This is a genomic window from Collinsella sp. TF05-9AC (genome assembly GCF_003438495.1).
Classification (GTDB): domain Bacteria; phylum Actinomycetota; class Coriobacteriia; order Coriobacteriales; family Coriobacteriaceae; genus Collinsella.
Map to the genome: position 1 here is coordinate 23,723 of NZ_QSSH01000011.1, position 22,565 is coordinate 46,287.

General features: G+C 60.8%; 16 protein-coding genes. 5 read left to right on the top strand and 11 right to left on the bottom strand.

The features are described 5' to 3' along the window. The first annotated feature begins 105 nt into the window (after positions 1–105). Complete coding sequence (locus DXC52_RS04710; protein ID WP_117746353.1) at positions 106–2,571, top strand: phosphatidylinositol-specific phospholipase C; 2,466 nt, start codon at positions 106–108, stop codon at positions 2,569–2,571. A 92-nt stretch (positions 2,572–2,663) separates the two neighbouring features. Here DXC52_RS04710 and DXC52_RS04715 read toward each other — a convergent pair whose 3' ends face one another. Further along, the gene (locus tag DXC52_RS04715) at positions 2,664–2,933 is read right to left on the bottom strand and encodes a hypothetical protein (RefSeq protein WP_147330597.1); all 270 of its coding nucleotides are present in this window, start codon (positions 2,931–2,933) and stop codon (positions 2,664–2,666) included. Between the two features lie 204 nt (positions 2,934–3,137). Between DXC52_RS04715 and DXC52_RS04720 the strand changes: the two genes are divergently transcribed. Continuing rightward, positions 3,138–4,151 carry a YhcG family protein gene (locus tag DXC52_RS04720; protein WP_148327159.1) on the top strand — a complete coding sequence of 338 codons (1,014 nt, stop codon included), beginning with the start codon at positions 3,138–3,140 and terminating at the stop codon, positions 4,149–4,151. Positions 4,152–4,214: 63 nt separating this feature from the next. Next, positions 4,215–5,003 carry an ADP-ribosylglycohydrolase family protein gene (locus DXC52_RS04725; RefSeq protein WP_117746356.1) on the top strand — a complete coding sequence of 263 codons (789 nt, stop codon included), beginning with the start codon at positions 4,215–4,217 and terminating at the stop codon, positions 5,001–5,003. Between the two features lie 358 nt (positions 5,004–5,361). On the opposite strand, the gene DXC52_RS04730 is transcribed toward DXC52_RS04725, so the two are convergent. Beyond that, on the bottom strand, positions 5,362–6,699 hold the full coding sequence (locus DXC52_RS04730) for a hypothetical protein (RefSeq protein WP_117746357.1): 1,338 nt from the start codon (positions 6,697–6,699) through the stop codon (positions 5,362–5,364). Positions 6,700–6,959: 260 nt separating this feature from the next. Between DXC52_RS04730 and DXC52_RS04735 the strand changes: the two genes are divergently transcribed. Beyond that, positions 6,960–8,141, top strand: a complete 1,182-nt coding sequence (locus DXC52_RS04735; protein ID WP_117746358.1) for a cation diffusion facilitator family transporter — start codon at positions 6,960–6,962, stop codon at positions 8,139–8,141. Positions 8,142–8,251: 110 nt separating this feature from the next. On the opposite strand, the gene DXC52_RS04740 is transcribed toward DXC52_RS04735, so the two are convergent. Continuing rightward, a complete protein-coding gene (locus tag DXC52_RS04740; RefSeq protein ID WP_117746359.1) occupies positions 8,252–9,208 on the bottom strand; it encodes a hypothetical protein in 957 nt (318 codons plus the stop codon). Between the two features lie 138 nt (positions 9,209–9,346). On the opposite strand from DXC52_RS04740, the gene DXC52_RS04745 reads away from it, so the two are divergent. Continuing rightward, the gene (locus tag DXC52_RS04745; protein WP_117746360.1) at positions 9,347–9,583 is read left to right on the top strand and encodes a hypothetical protein; all 237 of its coding nucleotides are present in this window, start codon (positions 9,347–9,349) and stop codon (positions 9,581–9,583) included. Positions 9,584–9,872: 289 nt separating this feature from the next. Here DXC52_RS04745 and DXC52_RS04750 read toward each other — a convergent pair whose 3' ends face one another. From DXC52_RS04750 to DXC52_RS04785, 8 genes are all read right to left on the bottom strand, one after another. Further along, positions 9,873–11,930, bottom strand: coding sequence for a zinc ribbon domain-containing protein (locus tag DXC52_RS04750; protein WP_117746361.1), 2,058 nt, complete (start codon positions 11,928–11,930; stop codon positions 9,873–9,875). Between the two features lie 167 nt (positions 11,931–12,097). After that, positions 12,098–13,765 carry a formate--tetrahydrofolate ligase gene (locus DXC52_RS04755; RefSeq protein ID WP_117746362.1) on the bottom strand — a complete coding sequence of 556 codons (1,668 nt, stop codon included), beginning with the start codon at positions 13,763–13,765 and terminating at the stop codon, positions 12,098–12,100. Between the two features lie 146 nt (positions 13,766–13,911). Beyond that, complete coding sequence (ruvB, locus tag DXC52_RS04760; RefSeq protein ID WP_117746363.1) at positions 13,912–14,979, bottom strand: Holliday junction branch migration DNA helicase RuvB; 1,068 nt, start codon at positions 14,977–14,979, stop codon at positions 13,912–13,914. Next, positions 14,979–15,599 carry a Holliday junction branch migration protein RuvA gene (ruvA, locus tag DXC52_RS04765; protein ID WP_117735947.1) on the bottom strand — a complete coding sequence of 207 codons (621 nt, stop codon included), beginning with the start codon at positions 15,597–15,599 and terminating at the stop codon, positions 14,979–14,981. The genes ruvB and ruvA overlap by 1 nt, the downstream gene beginning before the upstream one ends. Continuing rightward, complete coding sequence (gene ruvC / locus DXC52_RS04770; RefSeq protein WP_117746364.1) at positions 15,599–16,120, bottom strand: crossover junction endodeoxyribonuclease RuvC; 522 nt, start codon at positions 16,118–16,120, stop codon at positions 15,599–15,601. Before ruvC ends, ruvA begins: the two co-directional genes overlap by 1 nt. 242 nt (positions 16,121–16,362) lie before the next feature. Continuing rightward, the gene (locus DXC52_RS04775; RefSeq protein WP_117746365.1) at positions 16,363–18,348 is read right to left on the bottom strand and encodes a hypothetical protein; all 1,986 of its coding nucleotides are present in this window, start codon (positions 18,346–18,348) and stop codon (positions 16,363–16,365) included. Between the two features lie 117 nt (positions 18,349–18,465). Next, the gene (locus DXC52_RS04780; RefSeq protein ID WP_117746366.1) at positions 18,466–18,828 is read right to left on the bottom strand and encodes a desulfoferrodoxin family protein; all 363 of its coding nucleotides are present in this window, start codon (positions 18,826–18,828) and stop codon (positions 18,466–18,468) included. A 171-nt stretch (positions 18,829–18,999) separates the two neighbouring features. Then, positions 19,000–22,473: a DEAD/DEAH box helicase gene (locus DXC52_RS04785; RefSeq protein WP_158554593.1), complete on the bottom strand. Its 3,474-nt coding sequence runs from the start codon at positions 22,471–22,473 to the stop codon at positions 19,000–19,002. Positions 22,474–22,565 lie beyond the last annotated feature (92 nt).

Here is a 22,565-nt window from a genome sequence, read left to right on the forward strand (position 1 = left end):
CCGATTTATAGCGCCGCGCACACAATTTAAGCCGGCGCCTTTAAACATCTGGACGGTATAGTTACCAAAATGAGTGCATAACCGCACCCTGCGAACGGAGGAGTTATGACCGAACACCACGCCATCAGCCGTCGAGCATTCACGTTGGGCCTAGGACTCGCAGCATTGTCGCCATTTGTAAGCCTGCCCGAAACCGCGGGATTGGGCCTTCCCATGCGCGCGGCATTTGCAGAAGACACGCCCACACCGGCGAAGAGCCTCCATAGTTTCGTCATTCGCCTTCGCCCCGCGGGCTATTTTCGCACCGCAAGCGTCAACGAAGGCGGCAACGTCATCGGCAACGTCTGCCACCTGTTTAATGACGGCACGTCCAGCAAACTCATCCTTGAGCGCGTAGAGACCGATGCAGATAATTCAAATTGGTATGCCATCCGCACCTTACTCAATTTCGAAGAGCATAAAAAGACGGGCTACAGCATTTGGTCGGTCGACGGCGACTCGGACAAAGATGGAAAGGTCATCCACGTATGGAGTGGCGAGTATGACAACAAGCCCAGCCGCGCTTTTGCGTTTGAACGCCAGTCAAACGGAACCTATATCATCCGAGACCGCACAAACGAGAAAAAAGACATTAATTACCTGGCCATAGAAAAGGACGGCAAAGACCAGGACAACAACAAGATCTGCCATAAGAGGAAGAGCATTCCGTGGGAGCTCGAACTTGTCGGTTACGACATGGGCAAGACCAATACCACGGTTAGCAGTATCGACTGGACCACGTATAGCAGCTACGTCGACGGGCCCTGTTGGATGAAATACGTCGACAACAACAAGTTCCTCGACGAACTGAGCATCCCGGGCACGCACGATTCGGGCACCTGCAGCGTGGACAACGACACCGAGCCCCAATCCTCCCAAGCAAAATGCCAGCAGGATTACATCCCCACGCAGCTGCTCGAAGGCGTTCGCTATTTTGATATTCGACTCGGAAAGGGTGAGAACCCCGGCATCGACCACGGAGCTTGTTACCTGCTCAAAAAAGACGGGAACTTTATGCATCTCTCCGATGTCATCGGGTACTTCAATACGTTTTTGAGCGAAAACCCGACAGAAGCGCTCATCATGCTCGTGTCGCGGGGCAATGGCGAGGCTACCGACGAAAGCCTCACGACGGCTTTGGGCAAGGTTTTTGATGAGAACCCCGACCTGTTCTACACATCGAGCCGCATCCCCACGCTGGGCGAGGTGCGCGGAAAGATCGTCCTGCTGCGTCGGTTTGGGCTCGCCGGCAACAGCGTAAGCAGCCACACATGGGGCCTCGACCTCACCCAATGGGACGACAAAATCGCAGCACACACCGACAGCACCTCTATGTGTCTCGTTCGAGACGAGCGGGGCTTTGAAGCCGTGGGGAAAACGGGTGACGAAGAGCCCTATTGCACCAAGGTATACGCCCAGGACCATTACGAATGCACAGGAACCGACAAAATCGGCTGGGTCGATATGGCGCTGCAGGAGACAACCAAGCTCGCCCGCATCATGGTGGACGTCGAGGACAATGACGGGGCCAAGGTAAAGGTCCTGGAGCACAGCTGGTGTATCAACTACACCAGCTGCACGAACTACAAGCAAGGAAGCAATCCTTTTACCGCAGCACGAGTGGTCAACGAGCATCTATACAAGAGCCAGTATATAAACAGCACCGGAAATGAGAGCACAAAGGAGGACTGCCTCAAGCACATTGGCATCATTGCGTCCGACTTTGTTGATGCGGCACTGGCCCGAAGCATCTACCAGCGCAATTACGATGCGAAGCACAAGCAGACCGTTTCGTACTACCTCCCGACCCGTATACGCATGACATACGGCGACTCGTTGAGCGATGCCTCACTCCAGGATGGAAAGACCGTTGGCGAGGGTCGTTTCCGCCTTGTCGACAGCAGCAACGTACTCAGCGTGACGGCTTCGGGCAACACGTTTGCCATCGAATACGTGGATGTCGACGCTTTGGGCAACGAGACCGTTACGGAACTGCAGGGTTCCGTGCCCATCGATATCGACCCGCGCGCACTGACGCCCCACTTTGAAGGGCTCGAGGGCCTTAAGGCCGGCGAGGACGTGCGCGCAAAGATCGCGGCACCGCTCGAGGGCAAGCTCGAAGGCGATGCCTGCACCGCCCAGCTCGAGTTTATGCACGATGCAAACGGCGCTCCGGGCACGGAAATGGCCGAGGGCGAGGCATTTACCGCGGGAACGTACTGGGTGCGTGCGAATGGGCTTTTGGGCGACGCGGCGCAGAACTACACGCTTGCCAGCGACGGAGCCGCAAGCTTTACCGTAGCGGCCTCGGACGGTGCAGGCGGCGCCGGCACCGGCACTGGCGCCAACGCGGGCAGCGCTGATAAGAACGGTAAGGGCAACAAGGGCAAGGGCTCGGGCGGAAAGCTCGCCGACACGGGCGACGGCTCTGGCATCGCCGCCGGGCTCGCCGCTGCCGCCGTGGCAACAACGGTTGCCGGCGCAGCAATGCTTGCCAATGACCGCGAAGACAACGAAGGTGCTAGCGAATAGGCAAGCCAGTCTTTTGGGCGCATCAACTCAATCGGGGCGCAGAATACCGTTCTGCGCCCCGATTTTCACCTTGGCCCGTACGCCGTTATCGGCTACATCACCATGTTCAGCGCGTTAACAAACTCCTGGGCCTTCGCACGACTGCTCGGGCTAAAGACGCAAGCGGTTAACAGTCGATTGCGCAGAAAAACGTCGCGGCCCTTAATCCTGTTGACCCCCGTGATGTCCTTAAGGTAGACAATCTCGGTGTGCTTGCCTCCAAAAGTGCCCTTCTTGAGTACCTCAATGCGGTTAGGGTAGATCATGACGTCTTTAAACCTACCCGAACCTTTGTCCTGGAACAGCAAAGTGTTGTTGTCCATGCGCGTCACCTCCATAGGGCTCGTTAAAACTGTCTCTATGGCCACATTTAAGTCACCGCAAGGCTCCCATGCGAAGGTGCTAGACAGCACAGCAATTCGTGTCCGCGCGAGGCTTTAAACTAAATGCAATAAAGATGCATTCCACAAGAGGAAAGTGGGGCGACAGTGATGGGCGAACTGGCAAACCGTGGAGAATCGGCAATCGTGCCAGAAGTTTTTTACAAGCAGGTTTCCTCGATTCTCAACGCCGCTCGCGACAAGGCCTATACCGCCGTTAACTTTGCGATGGTTGAGGCGTATTGGGAGATCGGCAAGAGCATTGTTGATGAGCAGGGCGGAGAGGAGCGCGCAGCATATGGAGAGGCATTGATTGCGGGCCTCTCCAGAAGGCTTACCGCGGATTTCGGAAGAGGCTTTGGCATCGCAAACCTTCGCAATATGCGTCAGTTCTTTCTTGCGTTTCCAATTCGCGACGCACTGCGTAGCGAATTGAGCTGGACTCATTACCGCAGGTTGATGCGCATTCCCGAACCCGAAGCTCGCACCTGGTACATGAACGAATGCGCCGACTCTCGCTGGAGCACGCGCCAACTCGAACGCCAAATCAATACCATGTTCCGCGAGCGCCTGCTTGCCAGCAAGGACAAGGAGGCCGTCACCCAGGAAATCGAAAAGAGCGCCCCGGCTCGTCGCCCCGAGGATATCATCCGCGACCCATATGTACTGGAGTTTTTAGGTTTCTCGGACGATACTGCGTTTCGCGAGAGCGATCTAGAGCAGGCGCTCATCACGCATCTTCAGAAGTTCCTGCTGGAGCTTGGCCGTGGTTTCGCCTTCGAGGCGCGCCAAAAGCGCATCACCTTTGATGGACGCCATTTCTATATTGACCTTGTGTTTTACAACTATCTGATGCGCTGCTTCGTGCTCATCGACCTTAAGACCGATGACCTTACGCATCAGGACCTGGGCCAGATGCAAATGTATGTGAACTACTACACGCGCGAGCTCATGAACGAAGGCGACAATCCGCCCATAGGCATCGTGCTCTGCGCGGACAAAAGCGACTCGATTGTCGAGTACACGCTGCCCGAAGACAACGACCAAGTGTTTGCCGCCAAATACCTGCCGTATCTTCCAAGCAAGGAAGAGCTGGCGCGCGAGCTGAGTGCCGAGTACCGCGCCATCAACGAAGCGACTAATGGCGAAGCGCAAGGGTAGCAGCACGTTGCGACCGATACCCCCGATGGCGCTCCACATCACCCGGGATAAAAGGAGTTTTCCATGACAGACAGACCGAAACCAGCGCTACGCGACTGCATCTACGGGCTTGCCGTCGGCGACGCTCTGGGCGTTCCTTACGAGTTCAGGCCCCGCGGCACGTTCGAATGTACCGACATGATCGACTACGGCACGCATGGGCAGCCCGCCGGCACCTGGAGCGATGATACATCTATGACGCTTGCTACCTGTGACTCGATTAGGGAACTCGGGCATATTGACACCGCAGACATGCGTGACAAGTTCGTAGGCTGGATTGCCCGTGGCGAGTATACGATCGACGGCGTTTTCGATTACGGCGGCACGACCGACCGCGCCCTGCACACCGGCAAAGGAGGCTCCGGCGAGCGCGACAACGGCAACGGTTCGCTCATGCGCATCGCGCCCCTGGCGTTCACCGATGCAACAGACGATAAGGTCAGCAAGGTCTCCGCGATTACGCACGCCCACAGAACGTCGACCGACGCGTGCATCATATTTGTCGAACTGATGAGGGATGTGATGAACGGCGCGCTCCCCTCGTGGGCGTTGCAGCTGAAAAGCGCACCCGAGTACGAAATCAGGTCTGGCGGCTTCGTGCGCGACACGCTTAAGGCAGCCACCTGGTGCTTCGTCAACACTAACAGCTACGAAGATTGCGTGCTTACCGCCGTCAACCTGGGCGACGACACCGACACCACCGCAGCCGTCGCCGGCGCCCTCGCCGGCACGGCATACGGCATGGACGCCATCCCACGGGAATGGATCGACACCCTGCGCGGTAAAGAGCTGATAGAGCAGTGTTTGTTTTAGGACACGCCTTCAACGAAGACAGTGTCAGTCAGCGCAAATGATTAAGGGACCGCGTAAACGATGATTACAGAGTGCGCCGTCATGGGTCCGTTCGTCACAGAGCAAAGTACCGTGGGGCCGTACACTGTGTTGGTATTCGCATCCCCGCTGCCGCAGAAAAGGGCCGGTTGCAGCCGGCCCTTTAGACGATAATACCTGCGTTGCCCGCGCTTCCGAAGTGTGACTAGCTGAGGAGCGGGTTCCGCGGCACACCTTGATTTTACCCGGTGGGGCGGCTCTTTTGCAGCCGTCCCACCGTTTATTTAGATCTACTACGACGGACAGCTCGCACTACTGCGCACTGTCCCGTACCGCCCCCCTACTTCCCAAATATCGCGCCAAACAAACCCTTGCGTTTGGGCTTTTCCTCTCGGTAGGAACCCTCCGCCGCCGCTGCCACCTGCCGCGGTTGCTCGCCGCCTCCGCGGCGTACGATCTGGTATAGGGAGGGCGATTTAACGTATTTGACCTCGATGGGCATGGCGTGCACGGTGCTTTCGCTCGACAGCATCACGTTGGGATTGAGCGGTGCCACCACATGCGTCTCGCGCTTGTCGCTAAACACCACCGCGGCCGCGCGACCCGTCTGGCCGTTCACGGCGATGCGCACCTGCTCGCCGTCGCGGCTATCCGACGCCGGGCGATCGACAAAGTAGACCGGCACCATCACCAGGCCGTCCTTGTGCTTGCGAGCCTTGCGCGCCCACGTGCGGATGCTCTTTTTATTGAGCCCCAACACCGCCTCGGCATCGTTGCCGGCAATATCGAGCGCCAGCTTATCAATAACCACCTGGTCCTTGGTGGACGCATCGACGGAAACGACGCGGAAGTCACCTTCCTGCATGGCGGGATCGAACGGCCCCACCTTGCCAAAGTCCCACGGCTCCAAAATGCCCATAAGACGAACATCCAGGTAGTTGGCCCTGGGATATGCCCAGTCGAGCACCTCGTAGTACACCAGGGTCTCCTTGCTCAGGCCCTTGCCCGGGAAGGACGCCATCATGCGCAAATCCGCGAGCGCCATGGGGAAATAGAAGAGCATCATGTCATTTTGGATCGCATCTTCCACGTCATGCCCGGCTAAGGCCTCCGGGTACTGGCGCACCAACTGCAGCGCGTTGGCACGTGCCTGCTGCGGCGATATCTCACAGGGGACGCCCTGTTTGGGAACGTATTCGGCACCCACGCCCATGGTCAGGCGTTTACTAAACGTGCCGGGCTTGAGAAGGTCAGCCACGCCAATCATGTTGCCGCACGACGGGCACTCAAACACGCGCTGGGTCGATGACCCCTCAAAGGACGCGCCGCAGAAGGGGCAGGGAATGCTCACGCGCGTCGCCTCTTGGAACTCCTGCGCCGTGCCGCGGTCCTCCCACAGCAGATGCTCCAGAACCGACTGGTTGCGCCAGTGCGCATTGAAGAAATACCAGTCCGGGTCCTCTGGGCGCTCGAGTTGCGACACATGCGTGAGCTTGAGCAGCCCGTCAACCACCGTCAGCGGCGTATGACGGATACCCAGGGCGCTCTTGGGCTCCCCGGCGTCCGCTTGCCACGGAATAACCGTTTCGCAATAGGCGCACTCAAAGCTGCGCTTTGCCTGGTGCGAATACATGGGGCCGCCGCAGTTTTGGCATTTAATGGCAAACATCTCGTCCATGGAAACGTCCTCCTTTGCACAGGGCTGTCGACATTAAGTATGTCGAGCAAATCGGCGCGTGCCCATACCCATGTGGCCCAAAATGAAGCACTCGGTCGGACGGGAAGGTGCAGTGAACTCGAAGGCGCGCGGGCAGTCGTCCCCCTCTGCCTCGCGCCCGTTAGCGCCGGCAGACCATTGCTGCATTTTCTGAGCATCGGTACACGTTGCGTCTGCGCGAGCTACACTATCCCCTTAATAAGAATGCGAGGAGATACGCCATGCTATTTGTAAATCGGCTGGTACATACGCTTGTTCCCGGCAGCGAAAGCAAGCCGGTCGATACCTCCTGCCGCACCAACGCGGGCTTTGCCGCAAGCCTCATCTGCATCGGGCTCAACATCACGCTGTGCCTGGCCAAGGGCATAGCTGGTCTGCTCGCGGGCTCCGTCTCGCTTATCGCCGACGCCTTCAACAACCTTTCCGACGCCTCGAGCAACATCGTGAGCCTGCTCGGATTCCGCCTTGCCAGCCGCCCGGCCGACGAGGGGCACCCCTATGGTCACGGCCGCTACGAGTACCTCGCCGGCTTGTTTGTCGCCGTCCTCGTTTGCGCCGTCGGCATCAACCTAATCCTGGAGTCGGTCACCAAGATCATCAAGCCCTCCCCCACCGCGTATTCGGCGCTCTCCATGGCAGCCCTTGTCCTGTCCATGCTCGTCAAGTTTTGGATGGCGGCATTCAACCGCACGCTGGGCAACCGTATCGATTCCGAGACGCTCATCGCCACGGCGCAGGATTCCAAAAACGACGTCATTGCCTCGGCCTCGGTCCTGGCCGCAGCGCTTATTTCGCAAACGACAGGCTTTGACCTCGACGGCTGGGCGGGCCTGGGCGTAGGCATCTTCATCTGCATCAGCGGCATGGGCCTGGTGCGCGACGCCATCAGCCCGCTGTTGGGGCAAGCGCCCGACCCCAAGCTCGTCCAGGCAATCCGCGACAAGATCATGTCATATCCGCAGGTCCTAGGCACGCACGACCTCATGGTGCACGACTACGGTCCCGGCCGCCAGTTTGCCAGCGCACACGTGGAAATGCCCGGCGAGGGCGATGCGTTTGAACATCACGAGATCCTGGACACTATCGAGCACGATATCAAACGGCAGATGGGCATCGGTATCACGCTACACTGCGACCCTATCGCCACCACCGGCGACGACCTGCGTGGCTGGGTCAAGCGCGGCATAGCGCAAATCGACCCCACGCTTTCCATCCATGACCTGCACGAACACGACGGGTTCGTTTCGTTTGACCTGGTGCGTCCCGACGGCTTTGACATATCCGACGAGGAGCTGCTGGAGCTCGTAACGCGCATCGTGCACGAGCGCAGGCCCGACGCCTCGTGCGTCGTCACATTTGACTCGGGCTTCAGCTCGCCCGACCGTCCGGCCGAGCAGCTGTAATCGACAGCAAAACGGGACGCAGGACCGCCGACCAACGCGCCTACGCGCCCGGTCACGCGATCCTGCGCCCCGTTTTTGTTTGCACTGCTAAGGCTCTAGCCGCTCGACCGCTAGTTCCCCTGTGCGCCCGAAATGCCGTTTTGCAGGGCATCCCAAGCGTTCGTTGCCATATCGCCCAGGTTCTGTGCGGTATCGCCGAGGTTCTGAGCCGTGCCGCCCAGCTCTTGGACCTTATCCCCCAGCTCCTGCGCCTTGTTGCTCAGGTCCTCCAGCGTGTTGGAGCTCGAGCTGTCCGCGCCGCCCTGGTCGCCGGACGCATTACCCGACGAGCTGCCCTTGCGCGTGAGCTGAATCTCGAGGTTACCGTTGTCGTTATAGTAGGCAGACGTCACGACCCAGTTGGCATCGACAACGGGCGTCGAGCCGTCGTCGGTCAGAATCACGGCATTCGAAAGATCGGCCCCGCGCGACTTGAGGAGCTTCTTGGCGTTGGACCAGTACTGACCCGGGATATCGCTCAGGTCGACGGTGCCGGACTGGGTAGTCTCGGTCTGCTCGGCCGTGGTATCAGTCGTGGCACCCCGCTTGTTGAGCATGCCCGACACGATGGCAAACACAACCGACAAGGCAAAGAAGATCGCCAGAACGATCAGGTTTTTCTTGACCACGCTCGACGAACGCGAAGGCTTCTTCTCCTCGTCCTCGCCATACTGAGGGATGGACTTGGGATACTCACGATACGGCTCGCGCGCATATCGGTCGCGCGACTCGTAGCGCGGCTGTGCCGTGCGCGGCATATAGGTCGTCTGCTGAGGTTGCGGAATGGGATTTTGCAGCAGGTCATCATAAGGGTCTGCCGCCGCGTTGCCGTAGGGGCTCTGCGACGAGGCGCCATACGGGTCCTGCGCTGCGTTTCCGTAATTCACAACGCGCGTGGGATCGGCCGACGCCTGCGTCGTATCGGGAGCAGCGTAGCCGGGATTCGGCACGACGCGGGTCTCATCGGCGCCATTGCCCGTCCGCGGGGAGTCGTAGCCACCCATTACGGTCGTCTTATCCTGGTCCATGCAACGATTCCTTTCCGTCGCCCGTAAGCATCAAGTTATCCATGCATTCTACCCGCGCAAAAGCCTATGATGGGCAAAGCCCGCCGGTATCTACAAGACATGCGCGGCCGACGGTCACAAGCGAATCGAGGATATGCCATGGCAAAAAGCAAACTCATCAAGGACACGACGCGTGCCGAACGTGAGGAGATCATCAAGCTAGCACTCGCGGGCTGCGGGACCGGCCGCTGCGACAACTGCGGAAGCTGCAGCTTGGGAGCCGGCGATCCATATGGCACCTACCAGCCCTACATTGACGGCGAGATGGAAATCGCCGACATCAACATGATGGTCGCCGAGCGCAACGCCAAACTCTTCGGCCTCCAGCGCGGCTAATGATCTCTTCTTGGGCCGTGCACCAAAAAATGCGCCCATCTACTACGTTTAACCCAAGGGTGCCAACCATAGCCATATTTGTGTTAACAAAACCGCAGGTAAACGTCTTGCCACATTGTTAAAAAACGCTCCATGGTCGGTCCAACCCTGACAAACGTAGTAGATGGGCACTTTTCGTGGCGCGGCTGGCCCAGATAGCTTGTTTGGAGCCAATTTGCATCAAAAAGTCCCCGGTGGCGTTTTGCTTGACGCCACCGGGGACTGTTCAATTTATCCCTCGCGGTCCACCTTACTCATTGGGTACGTACGTAGCCCTGGCTCGCTCGGGCGTTACATCCTGGCCGCAGGAATAGCTCGAGTCGAAGGCGTGCGCAACCAAGTCGTGGGTATCCCATGCCATGCAGTCAAACTCGCCAGTATCGAGGACGATGACATAGCCCTTGCCGTCGTAGTAGAAATGATCTTCGGTGTAATTATCGTCATCGTCGATGTTGTCTTCGGACACGGAATCTATATCCGGCTTTGCTGTCTTAATTGCCTGCTTGGCCTCGCTCTTGAGGGTATCAAACGAAAGCCCATGCTGCGCAAGCGAATCCTCGAGCGAAACCTGCTCACCCGTCTTGAGGTTGTAGTACGCCGACCTCGTCACCCTTTCCGATCGATACGGAGGTTGATAGCTGTCGGTGTAGGTTCGCACGCAGGCGATATCGCCGTCAATCGAGACGATCTCGGCGGTATACATCATGGTCACGCGGCTGTCCTCGTCATCCATCGAGGCCTGCTTGCTCGCATCGAGCGTGTCCGCAACGAGCTGGACCATATCCTTGTTAAACTTGGCGACGCCCACGCCCTGGCCCTTCACCTGGGGATAGGTCCACGTAGCCGTGATCTGACACGTGTCATCGGGAGACGGATTCAGCGGCCCTTCGCCAACTGCAGCCGTAAAGTCGACATCCTGCGTGGCAGAGACGGCCTCGTAGCTCGCCTGCGCATCGTCGCCGGCATCCTTAGACTTCAGCTGCTCCAGCGTCGTGGCCACCGTTGCGATGCCTTTTGCTACAACTTCCTCGCTGCTGAACAACTCAGCGTCAAACTCACGTACTTCATTGATGTCTTTCACCTTCGAATCGTCAATCGACACAGGGCCAACAATGGCGCTAAATGACTTGCCGTCATAGGCGTTGAATTCGCACTCGTAGCCATCATGGGATTGGTTAAAGCCATCAGGGACTTCTTTGAAATTAATTGTCTCCCCATCATGCAGATACCGTTTGAATCCATAGGTACCATCATATTCGTATACGTAAAGCGAGACGCCAGCGCACATGGTGTAAACCTGAGTGTCGGGCTCGTATACCTTCTCGATCTCACCATCGCGATAAGCCCAGACCTCTACCTTGGCAGCAGTGGCGCCATTGTCGTTTTCAATCGGCTCGTCAGAGTACTCAATCAACAGTTCGTCCTGGCCATCGCCGTCAAAATCGATGAGCCTAGCGTAGGCAACGCCCCGTGTTCCAAACATCGAAGAATCATCAATCTCGACAGCCTCGCCCTCGCCGTGCTTTTTCTGGTACTCGAGAATCTTGTCGGTAAATAGCTCGTTTGCCGTCTTGACCGCTGCCTTGGCAGAGGCCTTGGCCTCCTTCTTGGACTGCATGAGCTCGACGTTCTTGGGGGCGTCCGAGCCCTCCTTGGCGTAGTCGACCTTCATGGTGGTCGTGCTCTTCTTTTTACCCTTGCCCGAGGTGATTATCATCTGGTACTTCTGGTCGGGCAGCTCACCAAAGTCCTCCATGGCAAAGCCATCCTCGCCATCGACCTTATTGGTGTAGCTCTTGCCCTTGCCATTCGCGGGCACCAGCTCGACGGTATAGCTCTTGAGCTTTTTGCCCTTACTGTTTTTGGGCAGAATCTTGGTCTCGCACGCGCAGACAACATAGCCCTTGCCACCCGAGGTTACCTCGGAAGATGCGCCGATACGCGGCACGACGACAATTGCCGCCACAATGGCGACAACGGCAACGCCACCGATAACGGCCGCGACGATACGGCCCTTGCGCTTGGGTTTCTTGGGCTGCGGCGTCAGATCGAACGGCTCAGCAGGTTCGGCGAACGGTTGCTCATATTGAGGCTGTACCGCCATGTGAGCCGGAGCACCTTGCGCGGCCTGCCGCCCCGCAGGAGCTGATGACGGCGCAGGCGAAGCAGGGTCGCCCACCAGCGCGCTATCCCCTACCGGAAACGCCACGGGCTCCGCTTGATCCTCGGCGGCGTCCACACGCGTTCCGCAACTCGTGCAAAACATGGAGCCATCGGGTATCTGGGCCCCGCACTTGGTGCAATACATCGCATCTCCCGTCTCTCATCGCAGCCGCAATGCGCCCGCGCAATTCTTCCAACTACACCGTACGAGAAAAATCCCCATTCTTGTTGCGCAACATTGCCGCCGCATCAAAAAGCCCCGCCGGGCCTTGAAGGCACGACGGGGCGGACAAGCGGCTATGGGAGGCGGGCTTAGAACAGGCCGGTGATATTGCCGTCGTTGTCGACGTCGATATTCTCGGCCGCGGGAACCTTGGGCAGGCCCGGCATGGTCAGGACGTTGCCGGTCAGTGCGACCACAAAGTGGGCACCGGCAGAAACCTTGAGCTCGCGCACCGTGATGCGGAAGCCCTCGGGGGCGCCCAGCGCCTTGGCGTTGTCGCTAAAGCTGTACTGCGTCTTGGCCACGCACACCGGCAGGTTGCCAAAGCCGTTCTCGCGCAGCTCGGCGAGCTGGCGCTTGGCAGCCGGCGTAAAGTCAACGCCGTCGGCGCGGTAGACCTTGGTGGCAACGGCCTCGAGGGCGTCGGCCACATCGGCACCGTCCTCGTAGGCAAACTTGAGCTCGCTCGGCTGCTCGATTAGGCGCATGACCTCATCGGCCAGGTCGAGCGCACCCTCGCCGCCCTTGGCCCAGACCTCGGACAGCTTCACATTGACGCCCAGCTTCTGGCACTCGGACTCGATGAGGGCAAGCTCTGCCTCGGTATCGGTCGGGAAGCGGTTGATGGCGACCACACAGGGCAGACCGTAGACATTCTGAATGTTGTCGACGTGGCGCAGCAGGTTGGGCATGCCGGCCTTGAGGGCCTCGAGGTTCTCCTCGTTAAGGTCGGCCTTGGCAACACCGCCGTTGTACTTAAGCGCGCGGGCAGTGGCGACGACCACGACAGCGCTGGGGCGAACGCCCGTCATGCGGCACTTGATGTCGAGGAACTTCTCGGCACCCAGGTCGGCGCCGAAACCGGCCTCGGTAATGGCGACATCGCCAAAACGCATGGCCATACGTGTGGCCATGATGGAGTTGCAGCCGTGGGCGATATTGGCGAAGGGACCGCCGTGGACAAACGCAGGCGTGCCCTCGAGCGTCTGAACCAGGTTGGGTTTGAGCGCGTCCTTGAGCAGGGCCGCCATGGCACCCTGAGCCTTAAGGTCACGGGCGCGGACGGGCTCGCCGGCAAAGCTGTAGCCGACGACAATCTCGCCCAGGCGCTCCTTGAGGTCATTGATGCTCGTGGACAGGCACAGGATTGCCATGACCTCGGAGGCAACAGTGATGTCGAAGCCGTCCTCGCGCGGCACTCCCTGGGCCTTGCCGCCAATGCCGTCGATAACATGGCGCAGCTGACGGTCGTTCATGTCGACAACGCGCTTCCAGGTGATGCGCTTAACGTCGATGCCGAGCTGGTTGCCCTGCTGAATATGGTTGTCGAGCATGGCTGCCAGCAGGTTGTTGGCGGCACCGATGGCATGGAAGTCGCCGGTAAAGTGCAGGTTGATGTCCTCCATGGGGATGACCTGGGCCCAACCGCCACCGGCGGCACCGCCCTTCACGCCAAACACAGGACCGAGCGAAGGCTCGCGCAGTGCCACGGCGCTCTTGACGCCGCGACGACGCAGACCGTCGGCCAGGCCGATGGTCGTGGTGGTCTTGCCCTCGCCTGCGGGCGTGGGATTGATAGCGGTCACGAGGACAAGCTTGGCCTGGTGATCAGTTGGCTCGTTGAGCAGGGAATAGTCGACCTTTGCCTTGTCAAAGCCGTACGGAATCAGATGCTTAACGTCGACGCCGGCGTTCTTGGCCACCTCGGTAATAGGCAGCGGCGTAACAGAACGTGCGATTTCGATGTCAGTAGGCATGGGCGGTCCTTTCGTTACCGGATGAGAAAAAGACCAATCCAGCATAGCACGCGCGCGCAATAGTAAAACGCCCGTAACCGACGAACGGCGATATGTTTACCCGATGCCCAGCGATAGCCTACAGATGCGCTAAAACAAGCCCATTCCTACAGGGTCGGTTCAATACCCAAATGCTCAAAGGTGCGCAAGGTTGCCTGACGGCCCTGGGGCGTGCGGATCATCAAGCCGCACTGCAGCAGATAGGGCTCATAGACATCCTCAAGCGTTCCCGGGTCCTCGCCCACCGCGCTAGCAAGCGTCGTCAGGCCCACGGCACGACCGGAGAACGTCTTGGCAAGCGTCTCCAAGATGCGAATGTCCATCCAGTCCAGACCAAGCTCATCGATCTCGAAAAACTCGAGCGCCTGACGGCAAATGTCAAGCTCAATAGGACCGTCGCCGCGCACCTGCGCGTAGTCGCGCACGCGCTTGAGCAGACGGTTGGCAAGACGCGGCGTACCGCGCGAACGCGAGCCGATCTCGAGTGCACTGGGATGGTCGATCGTCACACCCAGAATGGTCGCCGAGCGTGTCACAATCTGAGCGAGCTCCTCAACGGTGTAGTAATCCAGGCGATACGAAATGCCAAAACGGTCGCGTAGCGGGCCGGTCAACATGCCCGAGCGAGTCGTTGCCGCCACCAGCGTAAACTTAGGGATATCCAGGCGAATCGAGCGTGCAGCCGGACCCTTGCCGATCACGATATCGAGGGCAAAGTCCTCCATCGCAGGATACAGGACCTCCTCGACCGAGCGGTTGAGGCGGTGGATCTCGTCGATAAACAGCACGTCGCCCGGTTGCAGGTTGGTAAGGATGGCAGCCAGGTCGCCGGTGCGCGCGATGGCCGGACCGCTCGTCGTCTTAATCTGAGCGCCCAGCTCGTTGGCGATAACCGTAGCCAGCGTGGTCTTGCCCAGACCCGGAGGGCCCGAGAAGATCACGTGGTCGAGCGTCTCGCCGCGGCTTTGCGCCGCCTCGATGAGCACGCGAAGGCTCTGCTTGATATGTTCCTGACCGCAGTAGTCATCCAAGCGTTGGGGACGCAGGGTACGGTCGACATCGAGGTCCTCGGGCGTCAGCTCCGAGCCCACCATGCGCTCGCCATGCGCCATGGATGCCGCCGGCGAGTTGCCGGGCGTCGCCCACAGGTCCTGAGAGTCATCGGCTTCCCACATCACGCATCCATTCCGAGTCGCTTAAGCGCCGCGCCGAGCAGATCCTCGACACGCATATTCTGCCCATCATACCCGCTCAGGGCAACATCGGTCTCCTGCGGGCTAAAGCCCATGGAAAGGAGCGCCGCACGAGCGTCATCGATCGCCGAGGGAGCGGCGGCGGGAACCGGCATCGCAACCTGTCCGGGAATCACGTCGACCGGCACAAAGCCCTTATCCTTGGCAAAGGTGCTCTTGAGCTCCAGGATCAGACGCTGCGCGGTCTTTTTACCCACGCCGGGAACCTTGGCCATGCCCTTGTCATCCTCGGCCATTACCAGGGAATACAGCTGCCCCACGGTATAGGTGGAGAGCACGGCGAGCGCCAGGCGTGGGCCGACGCCCGAGACGGACACGAGCCGATCGAACATCGTGCGCTCGTCCTTGGAGGCAAAACCAAAGAGCGTCATGGCGTCCTCACGCACCTGCATACGGGTATAGAGGCGAACCTCGCCGCCGGGTGTAGGCAGCGTGGCGGCAGTGCTGCCCGAGATGCCAAGCTCAAAGCCCACGCCCGACACATCGACGACGGCCGAGCTCATCGTGGCCTCGACAAGCGTTCCATGGAGCTGGGAAATCATCAGTATCCGGTTCCTCTCTGTTGATAGAACTCGCCACCGGTAAGCGCCCGGGTGCGGCTGAGATTAACGTGGCAGATGGCGCAGGCCAGAGCATCGGCGGCATGGTCGGGATGCGGGTTGTGATCGAGCTGCGTGAGTGTACGAACCATATACGCGACCTGCCGTTTGTCCGCGGCGCCGGTGCCCACAACAGCCTGCTTAATCTGCATAGGCGTGTACTCGCCAATCTCGAGCGCGCATTCCGAAAGCGCTACGAGTGCAGCACCGCGAGCATGCGCCGTGGGGATGGCCGAGCGGACATTGGCGCCAAAATAGATGCTCTCGATAGCAGCGGTATCGGGTCGATAACGCTCCACGACACCCTTGAGGTCGCGGGCGATATGCGACAGGCGCACCGCGAGCGGACTACCCGCGCTGGTCTCGATGCAGCCATAGGCACGGCAGCGAACCTCGCCACGCCGCTCCTCGATAATCCCCCAACCCGTATGAGCCAAGCCGGGGTCGATGCCCAAAATAACCAAGCCAACCTCCCCTCGCCACAAGCACGGCGCAAGGCAAGGCCCCACGCATCATTCACGAACGTCTGTTCTAGAATAACACAATGCTAGCCCTATAAGTCAGCCGAGATCGAATTGTAGGTTGAGCATACGCAAGCGAGCGCCCGCCAGAGCGAGCAAGGTGCCTTGAAAGAGGAGGGCATTGACCTGGCGGTCATGCCCGACGATTGAAAGGCAGATTGCCGCTCTGGCGGGCGCGCAGCGACCTAGTTTTGAGAGAAGAACGGGAACTGCCTCGGATCCACCGGCGGATGCGGCATCGGCGTGCCCTGGGGCCCGCCCTGCGGTCCGCCCTGGCCGCCCATCATCTTTTCGATGGCATCCTGGACCTCGCCCTCAAACTTTTTCATACCCTCATGCAGGCGACGCTGGCCATCCTCGGAGCGCAGCTCCTCCATCTGCTCGGGCGAAATACCCAACAGGTCACCCAGTATGCCCATCATCTCGCCACGCATGCGCTCGCTTGTATCCTCGTCGGCAAAGCGGTTCACCTCGGCGCGTGCCAGCGCATCCGCCGTCATGCGTTCCTTGCCGCTCAGCCCCAGGTCGGACCACGCGAGCATGTACGGCCAAGCGCGCTCGACAAACGAACGGGCCGAGACGATCGGCGCCGTCGGCAGCATGCGGCGGGCGGCCTCGCCCTGACGCACGAGCATCAGCAGCAGCGAGCAAGCCTCGGGCTTGCCGGCGGCCATTGGGATGTCGTCGAAGGGTCGGTTGCGGTCCACGTGCGCCTCGAGCGTGCCATCGACCTCGCCCGGCTCGAGCCCACCGAGCAGTTGCGCCGCGCGGTCGAGCATGTCGACCGGGCCGTCGAGCGTCGAGAGCGCCCGCGCCAGCACGCGCTCCATGCAATCTTCCACCGCGTTGAGCGTCACGAGCTCCTGCGGCACCACGGCAGACGTGCGGTTGCGCACGCGCGCCACAAACTCGAGGGTCGACAGATACACATCGCCAAAGGGCGCGTAATCGCCCTGGTAGCCACCGCAAAGCGCCGATGCCGCCAACGCGTACTCGGTCTTGGAAAGCGGGCTCAGAGCCATCGCGCCCAGCTCGAGCGCCGTGTCCTCCAACATGAGGCCCAGCGTACGCGAGCGCAGACGCTCGGCATCGCCTGCCGACACATCGCGGTCGAGTACGCGCGCCGCATCCGGCGCATCGCGCTCAACCGTGCGAATATGCAGGCGCTCGGCAATCGCGCGAACGGCGGCGCAGCGGGCAGCCTCGGCCTCCTCCTGCGCCGGCGTAAAGATGCGGTTGCGGTCCAACACCAGGCCGATCACGTTGCGCGAGCCCAATGCATCGACAGCCAGCGCCGCAAGCAAAGACGACGGCAGATCGCCCTCGAGCGCCACCACGGCGCGCGACGTACCATGGGCACGGGCGTTATCGCGCACAGCGAGCACCAGCGCCTGCCACAACCACTCCTCGGAACGAAACTCGGGCAGCTCGTGGTCCTCCAAAGCATCGAGCATTACGCCGCGCTGAATCTCCTGAACCAACAGGCTCTCCTCAAAGCACGGCGCTTGGGCCACCACGCGCCCGCAATCGTCGAGCACAAACGACCCGCCGGTATAAACCGACTCGTCATAGGCACCGACCGGCGCCATGCAGGCAAACCATACGCTGCGCTTGGAGGCGATCTTGCGGTAGGCTCCGCTGCGCACGGCGGCGATCGCGGCCGTCTCGCGGTCGGTCATATCAAACGCGTTGAATTGGAAATAGGCAATGAGGTCAACGCCGGTCGGCAGCATCTCGAGCTCACGGTCCAAGTCGAAGATCACGGCGATGCGCACGCCGTCCACATCGAAGACTGGCGGCGCCCAACGGGCATCGCCGTTCCCACCGCGCTGCAGGGCAATGCTCGAACGGGCCGGCACCACACGACCGTCCTTGAGCATCATATAGTCGAGCAGGGGCTGGCCCTCAAACGAAACCGCCGCGGGCACGATGCAGATCATATCGAGCTCTTGGATACGCTCGGCGACGCCGGTCAAGCCGGCAAGCATGTCGTGCTCAAAGTCGGCAGCGCCCACCAGGCCGCCGGGCAGGGCTCCCATAAAGAGCGGAGCCGGCACGCACAGCACACGCGCACCACGCTCGTGGGCCAGGCGCGCCTGGTCCTCGATGCGACCGCAGATACCCTCAATATCACCCAGGCGCATATCGATCTGTGCAAGTGCGAGCTTCATGGCTCAGCCCTTTCCGTCGTAAACCATCGTTGTCGTAGTAAAAGCGCCGGCCGCATGATGCAGTCGGCGCCCGTATGTGCATATGCTAGCTATGATACCCCGAGCGGGGGCGCGCTCCTAGAACGTCGCGGACCACAGCCCGTGCAGGTTGCAATAGGCATAGACGGTACCGGTCTTGGAGCCGCCGGCAAAAAACGTCGCGGGCTTCATGCCGGGCTGGAGGTAATGGACCTCCAGACGGCCCTCGGCCTCAAGGGCAATCCACTCGATGTAGTGCTCGGGCAGGCTGGGATGCTCAACCGAGCCCACGCGTGCGCGGATCACGTGACCGTCGCGCTCGCTCTCAACGACCGGCACGTGCTTTTCGAGCGCCGCGTCCTCGGTGTTCGCGGTCAGCTCCGTGCAGCCGGCAGGGGTCGCAACGTCGTCGCCAAGGGCGGCGATAAGCTTGCCATCGGGGTCCTTAAAGAATTTCGCCATGATGTTCTCCTTTGCTGATGTGCCAATGTTCTCGATGGTTCTTATGCCCAAAGGTAAGCGAACCATCCACGGCATCGCAAATGAACACATAACGAGCGAGGCTAGCACCCGGGGTCAGAGCGCGCCGGCAACCCGGAGCCGCCTCAACAGCCCCGGTTGCCATCTGCGCAGCTAGCGCCCGTCGCCGCCGAGCAGCGCCAGAACATCCTCGCGGGTAAACAGCGCCGAGGAGATGCCGTCGCCGCCAAGCACGCTGTTGACCAGGTCGCGTTTGGACTCCTGCATCTGCATGATGCGCTCCTCGATCGTGTCCTTGGCGATGAGCTTGTACACGGTCACGGTATGTTGCTGGCCAATACGGTGCGCGCGGTCGGTCGCCTGGTCCTGCGCGGCAACGTTCCACCACGGGTCGTAGTGAATGACCACGTCGGCCGCCGTCAGGTTAAGGCCCACGCCGCCCGCCTTGAGCGAGATCAAAAAGACCGGAACCTCGCCCGCCTGGAACTGCGCGACCATCTTGGCGCGGCTCTCCTTGGACGAAGCGCCCGTGAGCTTAAGAAAGCCGATGTCCTCCTTGGCCAGGCGCTTGCCAATGATATCGAGCATGCCCGTGAACTGGCTGAACAGCAGAATGTGGTGCCCGCCGTCGAGCGCACCGTGCACGAGCTCCATGCAAGCGTCGAGCTTGGCGCTCCCCGCCTTGTAGTCCTCGTAGTGTAGATGCGGGTCGCAGCAGATCTGGCGCAGCTTGGTGAGCTCGGCGAGTACCTTGAGCTTGTCCTTCTTAAACTCGGATGCCTCGCGATGCTGCACCTGCTGGGCGATGCGGTCTTGGTTGGCCAAGTAGAGCTTGCGCTGCTCGCCGGTAAGCTGAGCCACGACAGTGTCCTCAATCTTCTCGGGCAGGTCAGCAAGCACGTCTTCCTTGACACGGCGCAGCACAAACGGCGACACGAGCGCCTGCAGGCGAGCGGCGCTATCGCCCTCGGCGTGCTCGACCGGGCTTTCGAAGCGCTTGGCAAACGACTCGCGCGTGCCAAGCAGGCCCGGCATCAAAAAGTCGAAGATGCTCCAGAGCTCGGACAGGCGGTTTTCGATGGGTGTGCCCGTCAGGGCAAAGCGCACGCCGGCAGGCAGGCGCTTGGCGGCGCGCGCTACCTGCGTGAGCGGGTTTTTAATGTACTGGGCCTCGTCGAGCACAACGCGGGCAAAGTCCTGTTCGGCATACTCGTCGATATCGCGGCGCATGAGGTCATACGACGTCACGACCACGTTACGCTCGTCGGCGCCGGCTATCTGCACGCGGCGCTGCGCCTTGGCGCCCACGATGGCACACGCGTCGAGCGAAGGCGCAAAGCGCTCCAGCTCGGCAGTCCAGTTATACACGAGCGACGCAGGACACACCACAAGCGTGGGCTTGGCGTCCCCCGCCTCCACGCACGCCAGGATATGTGCGATCATCTGCAGTGTTTTGCCCAGGCCCATATCGTCGGCCAAGATGCCGCCGAGGCCCAGGTGCTCAAGCGAGCCGAGCCACTGGTAGCCATCGACCTGATAGCCGCGCAGTGTGGCCTTGAGCGAGACCGGCACCGTAAAGTCCATCTCGCCGAGCGTGTCCAGGCGCTCGACGGTGCGGCGGAACGCGGCGTCGCGATCGGCCTCAAGCGCCGGCGTGCGCGCGAGCATGCTGTCGACAAACAGGGTACTCGACGCGGGAAGCGACACGCCGTCGAGCAGATCGACGGCATCGACGCCCAGGTCCTCGGCAAGACCAAACGCGGCGCGGGCACCCTCGTCCAGGCGTACGATGTCGCCGGACGTCAGGCGCGCGAATGTCTGGTGACGCTTGTAGGAGTCGAGGTAGATGGCAAGGTCTGCCGCCGAAAGGCCGCTCGCGCCCAGTTCGACGTCGAGCAGGTTACTCTTGACGGTTGCACGCACCGAAAGCCTGGGCGCAGGGCGGACCGAGATCTGGCGTAGGCGGTCGCTGAGCATGACCTCGCCCAGCTCGGACAGGGCGGACAGCCCCTCGGTCAGCAAGTGGAACAGGCTCTCGTCATCGCGTTCCCCAAACGCCAGGCCGCCCTCGTAAAAGTCGAAATACAGGGCCGCCGTGTCCATAACGCGAAACTCTGCCACCTCGTCGCGCGGCGGCACGCCCGGACGCCGCTCTTCGAAGGGGCCGCCCGGAGCGCCCAAGCTAAAGAGATCTGCCGACCAATCACCATAGGCAACCGTAATCTTGCAGGTCACAAGCCCATCGTCGACACCGATTGCCATGGCAAAGCTCGGCTCGGGCGCCACGGTGTCGAGCACGGCGGGAGCGGTGAGGTCAGTGTATTCGCACAGCACGGGCAGCGCCATACGGCAGAATTCGCCCACCTGTTCGGCGGCGATATGGACCGGCGTGCGACAGGGCAGCAGGCGCGACAGAAACGGTGCGGCATGCTGGGCAAACGCCGCATCGGCGCGGCGCGCGCGGTGCGTGTCGACCAGATAGGCAACGTCGTCCGAGACAAAGCAGTACATATCGGCGGGTAGGCGCAGGTCGTAGCTGCCACCGGCCGCCGGCGCGATCTTGGCGGCAAGGAGCGGCGGCTGTTTTGCCGAGGCCTCGTCCTCCCCCACCGGCGACAACTCAACCGCTACCTCGTAGGAACGATGCGTCGTCGTTCCCCGCGACCAGGCGGGCTCAAAGGAAATGGTCCGGCCACGCAGCAAGTCCAGCATGTATACGATGTCATGCTCGGACAGGGGCAGCTGGCGCTCGGCGACAAAACCGCTGCGCGCAAAATCGTACGACGCCGAGCGCGAACTCGTGATGTCGCTCAGATACACAACCGTTGCCACAACAAGGTCAAGCAGACGCACCGAAACCTCGTCAAAGGCCTCGGGCGTATGGAGGAATGTGAGCTTCTTGCCGTACGAGAACGTGCCGCCGCGCACGTAGGCGGCGGCCATGCCGTCGATGTCCTTGACCACGTAGGACACCGAGCCGCATCGGATGCGAAGCTCGAGCGCCCAGCTAAAGCGGTCGGCGAACAGCGGATTGTAGTACGGCACCAGCGAGGGCTCCAACACCGCCTTGGGGGCATCGGGGTCGACAGTGCCGGCGAGCTTGCGGCGCATGCCCGCCAACTCATCCATGCGCGCGTCCGAAAGATCGGAGAGCGCCTTCATGAGGCTCGGGCTCGTGGGAACTGGCGCCGGGAAGGGAAAGTTAGGGTTGACCGCCGGTGCGGCAGACGCAGGACGCGCGGGCTGCCTGGATTGTGCGGGCGGCACCGTAGACGTACGGACCGGTGTGCGCAGGCCCTCGACGGGCTCGGCGCCGCTTGCGTCCAGATACGCCAGCGCTGTGGCGATGGCGTGCTTGCACATGCCGGGATAGCGATAGGCAGCGGGGCAATCGCAGTCGTAGTCGATCACCTCGTGGTCGTCCATGTCGAGCGCCACGTGCGTCTTGTACAGGTCGCCGCGCGAGCCACGCACTGCACCCTCAACCGTCACGTTTTTGGAGAAGCGCGAGCCGCTGTCCTCGATCGACAGCACGGCGCCGTTGAGCATGAGCGAACGCCCCTTCATAAAGGTGCCGCTCAGCGCCGCCTCTTTCCGGAGCGCCTGCACAAACGTCCCCTGTGCCATCACTTCCTCCAATCCACGCAGCAAATGATTTTTCTGGGACGGGGATTTAAAAATCATTCCCCATCCCAGAAAGACTGGTCCGCCGCCCTATG

Coding starts and splice junctions, on each gene's coding strand:
- DXC52_RS04710 (WP_117746353.1), top strand. CDS start 106: ATGACCGAACACCACGCCATCAGCCGTCGAGCATTCACGTTGGGCCTA.
- DXC52_RS04715 (WP_147330597.1), bottom strand. CDS start 2,933: ATGGACAACAACACTTTGCTGTTCCAGGACAAAGGTTCGGGTAGGTTT.
- DXC52_RS04725 (WP_117746356.1), top strand. CDS start 4,215: ATGACAGACAGACCGAAACCAGCGCTACGCGACTGCATCTACGGGCTT.
- DXC52_RS04730 (WP_117746357.1), bottom strand. CDS start 6,699: ATGGACGAGATGTTTGCCATTAAATGCCAAAACTGCGGCGGCCCCATG.
- DXC52_RS04735 (WP_117746358.1), top strand. CDS start 6,960: ATGCTATTTGTAAATCGGCTGGTACATACGCTTGTTCCCGGCAGCGAA.
- DXC52_RS04740 (WP_117746359.1), bottom strand. CDS start 9,208: ATGGACCAGGATAAGACGACCGTAATGGGTGGCTACGACTCCCCGCGG.
- DXC52_RS04745 (WP_117746360.1), top strand. CDS start 9,347: ATGGCAAAAAGCAAACTCATCAAGGACACGACGCGTGCCGAACGTGAG.
- DXC52_RS04750 (WP_117746361.1), bottom strand. CDS start 11,930: ATGTATTGCACCAAGTGCGGGGCCCAGATACCCGATGGCTCCATGTTT.
- DXC52_RS04755 (WP_117746362.1), bottom strand. CDS start 13,765: ATGCCTACTGACATCGAAATCGCACGTTCTGTTACGCCGCTGCCTATT.
- ruvB (WP_117746363.1), bottom strand. CDS start 14,979: ATGTGGGAAGCCGATGACTCTCAGGACCTGTGGGCGACGCCCGGCAAC.
- ruvA (WP_117735947.1), bottom strand. CDS start 15,599: ATGATTTCCCAGCTCCATGGAACGCTTGTCGAGGCCACGATGAGCTCG.
- DXC52_RS04775 (WP_117746365.1), bottom strand. CDS start 18,348: ATGAAGCTCGCACTTGCACAGATCGATATGCGCCTGGGTGATATTGAG.
- DXC52_RS04780 (WP_117746366.1), bottom strand. CDS start 18,828: ATGGCGAAATTCTTTAAGGACCCCGATGGCAAGCTTATCGCCGCCCTT.
- DXC52_RS04785 (WP_158554593.1), bottom strand. CDS start 22,473: ATGGCACAGGGGACGTTTGTGCAGGCGCTCCGGAAAGAGGCGGCGCTG.